Raw genomic sequence first — 12,718 nt, 5'->3', positions numbered from 1 at the left:
TTTGAAAGCTATGCGTCCGGCGGCAGAACCTGAAGCACCCGCGCTATGAACATATGGAACTCAGCCATGTAATTGCGCAGGAAATCCTCAGTGGATTCAACCGTCACCTCGCCGTCATCCGTGATCAGTCCCGGCGTGAACTGGATATAGGCTTCGGGCGCATTCATCTGCGGTGAGTTGCAGAAACCCAGCACGCTGCGGAGGCTTTGTTGGGCGACAGCGGTCGCGATCGCGCCCGGCGATGTTCCGATGACGGCCGACGGTTTGCGCGCGAATGAATTCTTGCCGTAGGGGCGGCTGGCCCAGTCGATCGCGTTCTTCAGTCCGCCGGGGATCGAGCGATTATACTCCGGGGTGACGAACAGCACGGCCTGGACGGAGGCGATCGCCTTTTTGAAAGCCTGGGCGGCCGGCGGGAAATTGGCGTCGTAGTCGTAACTGTAGAGAGGCAGATCCTTGAAGCCGATTTCCGTCATTTCGAGCTCGGGAGGGGCAAGTTGAACAAGCGCCTTCGCGAGCTTGCGGTTGATGGATGCCTGGGCAAGGCTGCCGATGAGATAACCGACTTTGTGTATGGCCATGACACGCTCTCCGTGTTTGCCGCCACCCTCGTGGCATTATTCACCCGATAGCGGCCAATCGCCAGCCCGCTGTTGCCGCCAGGCCCAAATCGCGCGTCCGGAACAAAAATATTGCGCTGGTCCCCCTTCTTATGAAACCGTGTGCCCCGACTGGCCGTTGAAGCCATGCTCATATGCCGCCACCGCATTCCGGTTCACAGCAAGGGGTTTCACAATGTTTTCAGTCAAGGTTCTGGCCAGCGCGGCGATGGCGCTCGCCATCACGGCGGCTTCCGCGAGCGCTCAGGTCGTCGTCTCCTCGAAGATTGACACCGAGGGTGGCGTGCTCGGCAACATTATCCAGCTCGTCCTCAACGCCAACAACATCAAGACCACGGACCGCATCCAGCTCGGCGGCACGCCCGTGGTGCGCAAGGCGATCACCGCCGGTGAGATCGACATCTATCCCGAATACACCGGCAACGCCGCCTTCTTCTTCGAGAAGGCCGATGATCCCGTGTGGAAGGATGCCGCCAAGGCCTATGAGACGGCCAAGAAGCTTGACTACGACGCCAACAAGATCGTCTGGCTGTCACCGGCACCGGCCAACAACACCTGGGCGATCGCCCTGCGCAAGGAAGTGACGGACGAGAACAAGCTCGTCACGCTGTCGGACTTCGGCAAATATGTCGCCGGCGGCGGCAAGGTGGTCCTGGCGGCCTCCGCCGAGTTCGTCAATTCGGCGGCAGCCCTTCCGGCCTTCCAGACTACCTACGGCTTCACGTTGAAGCCGGACCAGCTGATCACCCTCTCTGGTGGCGATACGGCGGCAACCATCGCGGCCGCCGCCAACCAGACCAGCGGCGCCAATGCTGCCATGGTCTACGGCACCGACGGGGGCATCGCGCCATCGGGCCTCGTGGTGCTGACTGACGACAAGGGCGTGCAGCCGGTCTATCAGCCGGCGCCGATCATCCGCGAATCCGTGCTGAAGGAGCATCCCGAGATCGAAACGCTGCTGAAGCCGGTCTTCGCCAAGCTCGATCTCGTCACGCTGCAGGAGCTGAACGGCCGCGTGCAGGTCGGCGGCGAGCCGGTCAAGGGCGTCGCCGAGGACTTTTTGAAGAAGAACGGGTTTTTGAAATAGCGACGCGTCGATAGCGACGTCAGGGCGAGGCGCCTTATGACCCCGCGTTTCGATAAGCTCGGCGTGGTCATCGCTGCACTCGCTGCTTACGCCGCGTTTCTCGCGCCGTTCGCCACCTTCCGCGCGAACCGCATCGTTCCCGGCCAGGCACGCTCTATCGTCGAGGCACTGCCGCAGGCGATAGGGCCGTTGCTGCTCGCAATCATTGTCGCGGCGGCAATCATCGCGCTCCTCAAAACGCCGCTCGTCTTGCGCCTTGCGGCGAGCGTCGTGACGCTTGTCGCGCTGGCGCTGCTCATCGGCGTCGCCGGCACATTCCTCACTCCAGCCGGGAATACCTTTGCTCGGGTCTCGCCGGCATCCGGCTTCTGGATTCTCATCTTCGCCTTCACGCTGTTGCTCGCCGACGTGCTGACCCGGCTCAACCTGTCGCCCTCGGCGCGCGTCGGCGTGCTTGTCGTTGCGGCGCTGGCCATCTGCTTGCTGCTGATTTCGGGACGCTGGGACAGCCTCTCGATCCTCAAGGAATACTCCAACCGCGCCGACAGCTTCTGGGCCGAAGGCTCCAAGCATGTGACCCTTGCTCTCGGCTCGTTGCTTGCCGCCGTGATCGTCGGCCTGCCGCTCGGCATCCTGTGCCACCGTGTCGAGAGCCTGCGGGCCGGCGTCCTCAACGTCTTGAACATCATCCAGACCATTCCCTCGATCGCGCTGTTCGGGCTGCTGATCGCGCCGCTTGGCTGGGTCGCGGCCCACGTTCCGGGGGCCGCCGCGCTCGGTATCAGGGGCATCGGCACGGCGCCCGCCTTCGTCGCCCTGTTCCTCTATTCGCTGCTGCCGGTGGTGGCCAACACCGTGGTCGGCCTTGCCGGCGTGCCGCGTGCCGCCAATGACGCGGCGCGGGGCATGGGCATGACGGACCGCCAGCGCCTGTTCGGTGTGGAGTTTCCGCTGGCCTTTCCGGTGATCCTCACCGGCATCCGCATTGTGCTGGTGCAGAATATAGGCCTTGCCACCATCGCCGCGCTGATCGGCGGCGGCGGTTTCGGCGTGTTCGTCTTCCAGGGTGTCGGCCAGACGGCGATGGACCTGGTGCTGCTTGGCGCAGTGCCGACCGTGGCACTCGCCTTTGCCGCCGCCATCATCCTCGACGCCGTGATCGAAATGACCGCCACCAAGCGCAGGGTTGAAACGGCATGATCGAAATCGAAGGCATCACCAAGCGCTATGACGCGACCACTGTCGTCGACGACGTCTCGATGGTCGTCGAGCCGCGCACGGTCTGTGTCATTGTCGGCACCTCGGGCTCCGGCAAGACGACTCTGCTGCGCATGATCAACCGGCTGGTCGAACCAACCGCCGGCGTCATCAAGCTCGATGGTGCCGACAATCGATCGGTGCCGGGGTACGAACTGCGCCGCAGCATCGGCTACGCCATCCAGGGCCACGGCCTGTTTCCGCATCGCACGGTGGCGCAGAACATCGCTACCGTGCCGGTGCTGCTTGGCTGGGACAACGCACGCATCAAGTCCCGCGTCGACGAGCTGATGACGCTCTACCAACTCAACCCCCAGGAATTTGGGCCGCGCTACCCGCATGAACTGTCCGGCGGCCAGCAGCAGCGCGTCGGCGTTGCCCGCGCGCTCGCCGCCGAACCCAACGTGCTGTTGATGGACGAGCCGTTCGGCGCACTCGACCCGATCATCCGTACCAAGGCGCAAGAAGATCTGCTGGCAATCCAGAAGCGCTTCGGCACCACCATCATCCTCGTCACTCATGACATGGAGGAGGCCGTGCACATGGGGGACAAGATCGCGGTGATGGATGCCGGCAAGCTCGTGCAATATGCAAGGCCGGCGGAGATCCTGGCGAACCCGGCCAGCAGCTTTGTCGAAACCCTGGTCGGAGCCAGCGAAAAACCATTCAGGCTGCTGTCGCTGGGGCGGGTACGCGATGCGGTGGAGCAGGGCGGTGCCGAAGGCGAGGCGATCCCCGGTGACGCCAGCCAGCGTGACGCGCTCGCGGAACTTCTCTGGTCCGGCAGGCCGGCGCTGCCGGTGAAGGGTGCCGACGGCCAGCCGATCGGCCGCGTTACCCTGGACGGACTGGTCAAGCGCGCGGCGAGGCCGGCATGAAGGCCTGGCTGCCGCTGCTGCTCAGGCTTGCGCTGGTGGTGTTGCTTGTTGCCTTCATCACCAGTCCGGGGTGGTTCGAGCCGTTGCTGAAGCCGCTGACCGAAAACAACGCTCCCGTAATCTACAATCAGGGCAGCCTGCTGACGCTGACGCTGCTGCATCTGCGCACCGTGTTGATCGCGACCGTCGCGGCCACCATCGTCGCGGTGGCGCTCGCCATCCTCGTCACCCGGCCGGCGGGCGTCGAATTTCTGCCGTTGTCGCGCAGCCTGGTCAACATCGGCCAGACCTTTCCGCCCGTGGCGGTGCTGGCGCTCGCCGTGCCGGCAGTCGGCTTCGGCGAGAAGCCGACGCTGATCGCGCTGTTTCTCTATGGACTGCTGCCGATCTTCGAGAACGCACTGACCGGGTTGACGACGCTGCCGGCTAACGTCGTCGAGGCGGCGCGTGGCGCCGGCATGACCGGCTGGCAAAGGCTCACCAAGGTCGAGTTGCCGCTCAGTGCACCGATCATCCTTGGCGGCATAAGGCTCTCCGTGGTGATCAGCCTGGCCACGGCCACCATCGGCTCGACGGTGGCCGCCAAGACACTCGGCGAGGTGATCATCGCCGGCCTGCTATCCAACAATCTCGCCTTCATCCTGCAGGGCGGCCTGATCGTGGCGGCCCTTGCCGTGCTGATCTATGACGGACTGTCGGCGGTAGAGCGCTACACGGCGCGCCGGATGGGTCGCGAAGCGGAATGATCCTCGGGAAGACGGAGGTCTTGCCTCGGATGGTTCCCTAGCGTGATTTCAATCGATCTAAATCGAAGGCCCTTTCGGCTCTGCCGTCGCGGGTTTTGTCTTTTGGGCGAAAGCCGGGCAAAAACCGAACAATATCTTGACGTTCGCGGCCCTGTTTCGCATACACCGATGCGAAGAGGTGGATTCCGCGCGCGGAATCCGGTCTTTGTCTCAACGGCCCAGGGAGGGGTTCTTTTGGGCCAACAATCGAGGAAAATTCGGCAATGACCATTATTTCCGCCGTCATCGCCTGCGGCCTGCTTTCAATCCTATACGCCATCTGGGCGACACGTTCGGTCCTCGCGGCCGATCAGGGCAATGCACGCATGCAGGAAATCTCCGCCGCCATCCGCGAAGGCGCCCAGGCCTATCTGGCGCGCCAATACACCACCATCGCCATCGTCGGCGTGGTCGTGCTCGTGCTCGCCTGGTGGCTGCTGTCAATCACCGCCGCCATCGGCTTCCTGATCGGTGCCGTTCTGTCGGGTGCCGCCGGCTTTATCGGCATGCATGTTTCGGTGCGGGCCAATGTACGCACCGCGCAAGCGGCTTCCAACAGCCTCGCCGCCGGCCTCGACATCGCTTTCAAGTCGGGCGCCATCACCGGCATGCTGGTCGCCGGCCTCGCTCTGCTGGGCGTCTCCATCTATTATCTCGTCCTGACCCATTTCATGGGTCTTCAGCCCAACGATCGTATCGTCATCGACTCGTTGGTCTCGCTCGGCTTCGGCGCCTCGCTGATCTCGATCTTCGCCCGTCTCGGCGGCGGCATCTTCACCAAGGGCGCCGATGTCGGCGGCGACCTGGTCGGCAAGGTCGAAGCCGGTATTCCGGAGGATGATCCGCGCAACCCGGCCACCATCGCCGACAATGTCGGCGATAATGTCGGCGATTGCGCCGGCATGGCCGCCGACCTGTTCGAAACCTATGCGGTGACGGTTGTCGCCACCATGGTTCTCGCCGCCATTTTCTTCGGCGGCACCGCTGTCCTCGGTGCGGCGATGCTGTATCCGCTCGCCATCTGCGGCGCCTGTATCCTGACCTCGATCGTCGGCACCTTCTTCGTCAAGCTCGGCTCCAACGGCTCGATCATGGGCGCGCTCTACAAGGGCCTGATCGTGACCGGCCTGCTGTCGATCGTCGGCCTCGGCGTCGCCACCTCGGCCACGCTCGGCTGGGGCGAGGTCGGCACCGTCGCCGGCATGACGATCACCGGCAAGAACCTGTTTATCTGCGGCCTGATCGGCCTCGTGGTGACCGGGTTGATCGTGGTGATCACCGAGTACTACACCGGCACCAACAAGCGCCCGGTCAACTCCATCGCCCAGGCGTCGGTGACCGGCCACGGCACCAACGTCATCCAGGGCCTCGCGGTCTCGCTGGAATCGACGGCACTTCCGGCAATCGTCATCGTCGGCGGCATCATCGCCACCTACCAGCTCGGCGGCTTGTTCGGCACGGCGATCGCCGTCACCACCATGCTCGGCCTCGCCGGCATGATCGTGGCGCTCGACGCCTTCGGCCCGGTCACCGACAATGCCGGCGGCATTGCCGAAATGGCGGGCCTTCCCAAGGAAGTGCGCCACTCCACCGACGCGCTCGACGCGGTCGGCAACACCACCAAGGCGGTAACCAAGGGCTACGCCATCGGTTCGGCCGGCCTCGGCGCGCTGGTGCTTTTCGCGGCCTACTCGAACGACCTGAAGTTCTTTGCCGCCAATGGCGACAAATATCCCTACTTCCAGGGCATGGGCGAAATCTCCTTCGATCTCTCCAACCCTTACGTCGTCGCCGGCCTGATCTTCGGTGGCCTGATCCCCTATCTGTTCGGCGGCATCGCCATGACGGCGGTCGGCCGCGCGGCGGGCGCCATCGTCGAGGAGGTGCGCAAGCAGTTCCGCGAGGATCCGGGCATCATGGCCGGCACGTCCAAGCCGAACTATGCGCGTGCGGTCGATCTCCTGACCAAGGCGGCGATCCGGGAGATGATCATCCCGTCGCTGCTGCCTGTGCTGGCGCCGCTCGTCGTCTATTTCGGCGTGCTGCTGATCTCGGGCTCGAAGGCGTCCGCCTTCGCCGCGCTCGGCGCCTCGCTGCTCGGCGTCATCGTCAATGGCCTGTTCGTCGCCATCTCGATGACCTCGGGCGGCGGCGCCTGGGACAACGCCAAGAAGTCGTTCGAGGACGGGTTCACCGACAAGGACGGCGTCAAGCACCTCAAGGGCTCCGAGGCACACAAGGCTTCGGTGACCGGCGACACCGTCGGTGATCCCTACAAGGACACCGCCGGCCCGGCGGTCAACCCGGCGATCAAGATCACCAACATCGTGGCGCTCCTGTTGCTGGCCGTGCTCGCGCACGGCTGAGCGGGAGCGGTTGAAAAAACCCGCGGGGAGCGATCCCCGCGGGTTTTTTCATGTCAGCTGACTGGTCGCTTGGTCCGGCATCTGGGCGCCGCGTGCGCGACAGCCGCTATTCTCCGGTTTCTTCCCGCTTGCTGCCTCTGCGGTACATAGCCAACAGATCATCCACGGTCGGCTCCCGTTCAGGCATGGGCGGCAGGCCGCGTACCTTTCGAAGCATGGAGACAAAAGCACCGCGTTGGTATTTGCGGCGAAACTCGACGGATCTCGGATGAATGCCGCATGCAGCCCAAACCCTTCGTTTCAGATAACTGGATTTCTTCAGGCGAGACGGCACCGCCGCTGCGGCAAGAACCTTGACACGTAGGTCGTCCGGTATGCGCATGCGGTCAATGAGTTCCTCCTGCTCCATTGCCGTGTCATCGAGATAACTGCCGCTGCGCTGGCCGGAGAAGATACTCAGCACCGTCAGGTGCGGCATGGTCGCGATCACGGCTCCCTTTCGCCAGGCCCGGAAGAGCCAGTCCTGCGAACTTTCGCATGAGCATTCGCTGGCAGGCCGCCAGGGGCCGAGCCAGTCCAGCGACGCCCGCCTGACCACCTGTGCCGATCCGTATCCGGCCGTGACGACGGGATCGTAAAAACCGTCTTTGCCCATTCCGTAAATCGAGGTCTTGAGAGCATCGTCTCTCGTCCGCACCGGTTCGATGATGGCGCCACGAGCGATGACGACATCCGCGCCGGTCGCATCGATCCATCCCGTGGTTGCCGCCAGATGATCCGGAAACCAGAGGTCGTCGTGATTGAGCACGGCGACAAGCCGGCCGCGCGCCCTGGCAAAACCGATATTATTGGGGCCGGATTGCTCGCCGAAATTGACGGGCAGGTCGATATAGAAGATGCGCGGATCGGCGAATTCGGCGATGATCGCCGGTGTCTCAGGGCGACAGTCGTCGCCGATCACCAGAATTTCAAAATCCTGCAGGGTCTGGCGCAAGACGCTGAACAGCGTCTGTCGCAAGGCTGCGGGACGATTGTGGGTGGCGATCACCACCGAGACGAGCGGCACGCGCTGCCCTGTTGCATCGAACAAGCGCGATCCTTCCACGCTACACCAGCTTGTAGGGGATTTGTTCGGTGTCCGGTGGCAGGCGCCAATGGTCGGGCGCGTCGTAGGCATAGGCCTTGTCGACGAGATTGAGCAGCAGGGCGATCTCCGGCCCGAGCGCCGTCACGCCGTGCCACACGCCTGGCGGGATTATGACGATCGCCGGCCGCAACGCGCCGAGTATCTTGTGCCACACCGTGCCGAAACTGGGCGAAGCCTTCCGGCCGTCATAGAGCGATATGCGGACGCTGCCGGCACAGCAGAAGAGCCGATCCAGCGTCACCCTGTGCGCATGCCAGCCGGTTACCGCGCCTGGATACATCGTGCGTTGAAACACCTGGCCGACAGGCGATGGATCAAGTCCCCACTCATCCCGAAAGACCTCGGTCAGATAGCCGTTGGATGTAGCGACCGGCCTGATTTCCTTGATTGTGACGCCATCGATCGACGGCGGATCGATGGCAAGCCAGTCTGATGTCACCGTCTGCCGGTCGGGTGTCCCGGTCGCCATCCAGCCAACCGGCATCGCATGGTCGTCACTGCTCATGTCCAAATCCCCCAGCCTGACGGTTTGATATGGGTTTGCCCCATCACTGGCAAGCCGGGCCCCGTTAACAAAAACCCGTGGGATCGCTCCCACGGGTTTTTGGTCGCCTGAGACATTTCTGTTCCCCAAAGTCAGGGAAGCAGGATTCTAGGGATCAGGGGGTGCCGCCGCCGGGAATGCCGGGCGCCAGCTTGCTGGCGCCGTTGATGATCTGGCTGAGGAAGTTCTGGTCCTTGCCGCCGGTTGGCGTGGTGCGCGAAATGAAGTCGAAGATCTTGCCGTCCTTCAAGCCGTAATTGGCGATCTGGGTGACGCGGCTGTCCGGGCCGAAATAGACCGCCAGCACTTTCTGGTCGACCAGCCTCGGCTTGTCGAACGCGACGTAGCGCTTGCGCGTCTGCGAAATATAGTAAAACGCCTCATTGTCGAAAGTCGCCGTGGTCGACGGCGTGCCGAGTGCAAGGAGCACCTGCTCGCGGCTAGAACCGACCGGCACGGAATCGATCGCCTGCTGATCGAGGACATAGCCTTGCGTGAACGTCTCGCTCGGACTGAGGTCGCCGATCATCTTGTTGGTGTGGCATGCCGACAGCGCCGCTACGATAGCCAGCAGCGAGATCGCGCCGGCAGCCCTGGAATTGAAACCCGACTTGAAATTCAGCGCGCGCAACAACAATTCTCCATTATATCGCCGCAACTTGCGCTGGGCCGCAAAACCGGTAAACCAGCTTGCTTGCCGATGCAACAAGGCCAATTCAACAAACGGTCCCCGGAGACCATCCCCATGTTCCAGCGCCTTTTTGGCCGCGAACGCCACGCCAACCGCGCCATCACTGACGCGCTTTACGCACAAATCGTGGCGGCGGCGCGGCAGACCGTTTTTTATTCCCACTGGAATGTGCCGGACACGCCGCTTGGCCGTTTCGAGATGCTTTCGTTGCACATGTTCCTCGTCCAGCACCGCTTGCGCGGCGAGGACGGTGTGGCGCAGGAGATCGCGCAGGTGCTGATCGACGAATTCTTCCTCGACGTCGATCATTCGCTGCGGGAACTGGGCATTGGTGACGTGGGTGTGCCAAAACGCATGAAGAAGCTGGCGAAGATGTTCTACGGCCGCACCGCCGCCTATGATGATGCGCTGGAACGAAACGACCATGACGGTCTGACCGCGGCACTTGCCCGCAATGTCCGTCCCGACGCCGGCGGCTGGCCGGAAGCGTCACGTTTGGCCGGGTATGTCGCCGACGCCAGCCGGCAACTGAGTGCGCAGCCCACCGAATCGATCGTTGTCGGCACTGTGGCGTTTCCCGTAGCCAACGGAGGCTGATCGATGAAACACGCGGATATGCAAAGTCCGGTATCCTTTTTCGCCAATGTCGCGCGTCTGCCGCACAAAGGGCTGCCGGTTGTGATCGAGGCCGATGCCGCGCAGCGCGCGGCACTTGCCGAGGCCCATGGGCTGCTGTCGGTCGAAACCTATCGCGCCGAACTGCTGGTTACGTCATGGAAGCGCAACGGCGTTAAGGTCAGCGGCCGTGTCGAGGCGGACATTACCCAGGCCTGCATCGTCACGCTCGACTCCATCGAAGCGCATGTTGAAGAGCCGTTCGAGGCGCTGCTCTTGCCCGAGGACTCCAAACTCGGACGGCAGGGATTCGAAGGTGGCGGCGAAATCCTGCTCGATGCCGACGGCCCCGACAGTCCCGAGACATTTTCGGGCGACACCATCGATGTCGGGGCACTTGCCGAACAGTTCTTCGGCTTGGCCATCGATCCGTATCCGCGCAAGCCCGGCGCCTCGATCGGCGCCGATGACGACACCGGACCGGCCGAGAATGAATTTCAGCAAAAACTGCGATCCTTGCTGCGAAAATCCTGAAAACCTCGCTCGCGACGGAAAAGTCGGTTGTGCGACAGCCTAAAACCGCTATTTTCGCCGAACCTTTGCGATCACTAAAACGACTTGCCGCCTAACCGTGAGATGAATACCGCGTGATCAGGATTTCCATCGATGCCATGGGCGGCGATCACGGACCAGCCGTGGTCATTCCGGCGCTCATGACGGTCGCGACCCGCCGTCCCGACATCCGCTTCGTCATCTACGGACGTGAGGAACTGGTGTGCCCGGAACTCGCCAAATTCCCCAAATTGGCCGAGGTCAGCGAGTTCTTCCACTGCGAGATCGCGGTCAGGATGGATGACAAGCCGAGCCAGGCGCTGCGCCATGGCCGCTGGAAATCGTCGATGTGGAAGGCGGTCGAGGCGGTGAAGTCGGGCGCTGCGGATGCATGCATCTCCGCCGGCAATACCGGTGCGCTGATGGCGATGTCTAAATTCTGCCTGCGCACCATGGCGACCATCGACCGCCCGGCGATCGCGGCATTATGGCCGACATTGCGCGGCGAAAGCGTGGTTCTGGACGTCGGCGCCACCATCGGCGCCGACGCGCACCAGCTCATTGATTTTGCCATTCTCGGCACCGGCATGGCGCGTTCCGTGTTCGGCATCGCCCGACCCACGGTTGGCCTGCTCAATGTCGGTGTGGAGGAGATCAAGGGCCAGGAAGAGGTCAAGGAGGCGGGACGCATGTTGCGCGAAGCCAATATGGCCTCGATGAATTACCATGGCTTTGTCGAAGGCGACGATATCGGCAAGGGTACGGTCGACGTCGTCGTGACGGAAGGCTTTGCCGGCAATATTGCTCTCAAGACGGCGGAAGGCACCGCGCGCCAGATAGCTGGCTATCTACGCGCCGCGATGAGCCGCACCCTGATGGCCAAGATCGGCTATGTCTTTGCCAAGGGCGCCTTCGACCGCCTGCGCGAAAAGATGGATGTCGGCCGCTCCAATGGCGGCGTCTTCCTGGGGCTGAACGGCATCGTCGTCAAAAGCCATGGCGGTGCCGACTCGGACGGTTTCGCCGCGGCGATCGAACTCGGCTATGACATGGTGCGCAACAATCTGCTTGATCGCATCGAGGCCGACCTCGACCTGTTTCATGCGCGCAACCCGCATGCCCTGACATCAAGGAAATCCGACGTCGTTACCGACGCAAGGGAATAGGAAAGAATTTTGATCAGATCAGTTGTGCGCGGCACGGGCGCCGCGCTGCCCCGCCGCATCATGAAGAATGCCGATTTTGAAGGTATGGTCGAGACCTCCGACGAGTGGATCGCTCAGCGCACCGGCATCCGCCAGCGCCATATCGCGGCTGATGACGAGACGACGGCTTCGCTGGGCGAGGCCGCGGCGCGTGCCGCCCTTGCCGATGCGGGATTGACCCCGGGCGACATCGATCTGGTCGTACTGGCGACCTCGACCCCCAACAACACGTTCCCGGCTACCGCGGTCGAGATCCAGAACCGGCTCGGCATGCAGCACGGTTTTGCCTTCGACATGCAGGCGGTATGCTCGGGTTTCGTCTATGCGGTGACGACAGCCGATCTCTACATCCGCGGTGGCCTTGCAAAGCGCGTGCTGGTGATAGGCTCGGAGACCTTCTCACGCATCCTCGACTGGAGCGATCGCTCGACCTGCGTGCTGTTCGGCGATGGCGCCGGTGCGGTCGTTCTGGAAGCCGGTGAGGGGGCCGGCACGATCGCCGATCGCGGCGTCCTGGCGGCCAGCCTGCGTTCCGACGGCTCGCACAAGGAAAAGCTTTTCGTCGACGGCGGACCGTCGACGACGGGCACGGTCGGTCATCTGCGCATGGAGGGACGCGAGGTCTTCAAGCACGCGGTCGGCATGATCACCGATGTCATCGAGGCGACCTTCTCGGCCGCCGGTATTACCGCCGACGATCTCGACTGGTTCGTGCCTCACCAGGCCAATAAACGGATTATTGACGCTTCAGCCAAAAAGCTCGGGATAGCTGAGCAAAAGGTGGTGGTGACCGTCGATTTGCACGGTAACACGTCGGCTGCTTCCGTACCGCTGGCGCTGTCGGTGGCCGTCGCCGACGGCCGCATCAAGAAGGGAGATCTGGTGCTCCTGGAGGCGATGGGCGGCGGCTTCACCTGGGGCGCCGTTCTGGTTCGCTGGTAAGTGCAGAACGGTCCGGTTTCGGTCCTTGA

The 12,718-nt window shown here is 63.0% G+C and carries 13 protein-coding genes; 9 read left to right on the top strand and 4 right to left on the bottom strand.

Translation table 11 applies throughout. From position 1 onward, the window contains the following. Positions 1-8 precede the first annotated feature (8 nt). A complete protein-coding gene (locus LB516_RS03840; protein ID WP_224718972.1) occupies positions 9-581 on the bottom strand; it encodes an NADPH-dependent FMN reductase in 573 nt (190 codons plus the stop codon). Between the two features lie 214 nt (positions 582-795). On the opposite strand from LB516_RS03840, the gene LB516_RS03835 reads away from it, so the two are divergent. The 5 genes from LB516_RS03835 (at position 796) to LB516_RS03815 (ending at position 6,993) form a co-directional block, all read left to right on the top strand. After that, a complete protein-coding gene (locus tag LB516_RS03835) occupies positions 796-1,707 on the top strand; it encodes an ABC transporter substrate-binding protein (protein WP_140617053.1) in 912 nt (303 codons plus the stop codon). Between the two features lie 36 nt (positions 1,708-1,743). Beyond that, positions 1,744-2,907 carry an ABC transporter permease gene (locus LB516_RS03830; RefSeq protein WP_224718971.1) on the top strand — a complete coding sequence of 388 codons (1,164 nt, stop codon included), beginning with the start codon at positions 1,744-1,746 and terminating at the stop codon, positions 2,905-2,907. After that, complete coding sequence (locus LB516_RS03825; RefSeq protein ID WP_224718970.1) at positions 2,904-3,842, top strand: ABC transporter ATP-binding protein; 939 nt, start codon at positions 2,904-2,906, stop codon at positions 3,840-3,842. Before LB516_RS03830 ends, LB516_RS03825 begins: the two co-directional genes overlap by 4 nt. Beyond that, positions 3,839-4,588: an ABC transporter permease gene (locus LB516_RS03820; RefSeq protein WP_015318237.1), complete on the top strand. Its 750-nt coding sequence runs from the start codon at positions 3,839-3,841 to the stop codon at positions 4,586-4,588. The genes LB516_RS03825 and LB516_RS03820 overlap by 4 nt, the downstream gene beginning before the upstream one ends. A gap of 263 nt (positions 4,589-4,851) precedes the next feature. Beyond that, positions 4,852-6,993 (top strand): sodium-translocating pyrophosphatase, encoded by a 2,142-nt coding sequence (locus LB516_RS03815; protein WP_015318236.1) that lies wholly within the window; start codon positions 4,852-4,854, stop codon positions 6,991-6,993. A gap of 106 nt (positions 6,994-7,099) precedes the next feature. Here LB516_RS03815 and LB516_RS03810 read toward each other — a convergent pair whose 3' ends face one another. From LB516_RS03810 to LB516_RS03800, 3 genes are all read right to left on the bottom strand, one after another. Beyond that, entirely contained in the window at positions 7,100-8,083 is a 984-nt protein-coding gene (locus LB516_RS03810; RefSeq protein WP_140717553.1) for a glycosyltransferase family 2 protein, read from the bottom strand. 16 nt (positions 8,084-8,099) lie between these two features. Beyond that, positions 8,100-8,645 (bottom strand): dTDP-4-dehydrorhamnose 3,5-epimerase family protein, encoded by a 546-nt coding sequence (locus LB516_RS03805; protein ID WP_015318234.1) that lies wholly within the window; start codon positions 8,643-8,645, stop codon positions 8,100-8,102. Positions 8,646-8,799: 154 nt separating this feature from the next. Further along, positions 8,800-9,315 carry an outer membrane protein assembly factor BamE gene (locus LB516_RS03800; protein WP_015318233.1) on the bottom strand — a complete coding sequence of 172 codons (516 nt, stop codon included), beginning with the start codon at positions 9,313-9,315 and terminating at the stop codon, positions 8,800-8,802. 114 nt (positions 9,316-9,429) lie between these two features. Between LB516_RS03800 and LB516_RS03795 the strand changes: the two genes are divergently transcribed. From LB516_RS03795 to LB516_RS03780, 4 genes are all read left to right on the top strand, one after another. Then, the gene (locus LB516_RS03795) at positions 9,430-9,972 is read left to right on the top strand and encodes a ubiquinol-cytochrome C chaperone family protein (protein ID WP_140823701.1); all 543 of its coding nucleotides are present in this window, start codon (positions 9,430-9,432) and stop codon (positions 9,970-9,972) included. Positions 9,973-9,975: 3 nt separating this feature from the next. Continuing rightward, positions 9,976-10,524 carry a YceD family protein gene (locus LB516_RS03790; protein WP_224718969.1) on the top strand — a complete coding sequence of 183 codons (549 nt, stop codon included), beginning with the start codon at positions 9,976-9,978 and terminating at the stop codon, positions 10,522-10,524. A gap of 113 nt (positions 10,525-10,637) precedes the next feature. Continuing rightward, on the top strand, positions 10,638-11,708 hold the full coding sequence (gene plsX, locus LB516_RS03785; RefSeq protein ID WP_224718968.1) for a phosphate acyltransferase PlsX: 1,071 nt from the start codon (positions 10,638-10,640) through the stop codon (positions 11,706-11,708). A gap of 9 nt (positions 11,709-11,717) precedes the next feature. Continuing rightward, the gene (locus LB516_RS03780; protein WP_015318229.1) at positions 11,718-12,689 is read left to right on the top strand and encodes a beta-ketoacyl-ACP synthase III; all 972 of its coding nucleotides are present in this window, start codon (positions 11,718-11,720) and stop codon (positions 12,687-12,689) included. Positions 12,690-12,718 lie beyond the last annotated feature (29 nt).

Origin of the sequence: Mesorhizobium sp. CO1-1-7, assembly GCF_020164885.1 — a bacterium.
Classification (GTDB): Bacteria; Pseudomonadota; Alphaproteobacteria; order Rhizobiales; family Rhizobiaceae; genus Mesorhizobium; species Mesorhizobium australicum.
This window is presented reverse-complemented; position numbering and strand designations above follow the sequence as displayed.

Bases quoted from the DNA above. Each gene is read 5' to 3' on its own strand.
- LB516_RS03840 (WP_224718972.1), bottom strand. From the start codon at position 581: ATGGCCATACACAAAGTCGGTTATCTCATCGGCAGCCTTGCCCAGGCA.
- LB516_RS03835 (WP_140617053.1), top strand. From the start codon at position 796: ATGTTTTCAGTCAAGGTTCTGGCCAGCGCGGCGATGGCGCTCGCCATC.
- LB516_RS03830 (WP_224718971.1), top strand. From the start codon at position 1,744: ATGACCCCGCGTTTCGATAAGCTCGGCGTGGTCATCGCTGCACTCGCT.
- LB516_RS03825 (WP_224718970.1), top strand. From the start codon at position 2,904: ATGATCGAAATCGAAGGCATCACCAAGCGCTATGACGCGACCACTGTC.
- LB516_RS03820 (WP_015318237.1), top strand. From the start codon at position 3,839: ATGAAGGCCTGGCTGCCGCTGCTGCTCAGGCTTGCGCTGGTGGTGTTG.
- LB516_RS03815 (WP_015318236.1), top strand. From the start codon at position 4,852: ATGACCATTATTTCCGCCGTCATCGCCTGCGGCCTGCTTTCAATCCTA.
- LB516_RS03805 (WP_015318234.1), bottom strand. From the start codon at position 8,645: ATGAGCAGTGACGACCATGCGATGCCGGTTGGCTGGATGGCGACCGGG.
- LB516_RS03795 (WP_140823701.1), top strand. From the start codon at position 9,430: ATGTTCCAGCGCCTTTTTGGCCGCGAACGCCACGCCAACCGCGCCATC.
- LB516_RS03790 (WP_224718969.1), top strand. From the start codon at position 9,976: ATGAAACACGCGGATATGCAAAGTCCGGTATCCTTTTTCGCCAATGTC.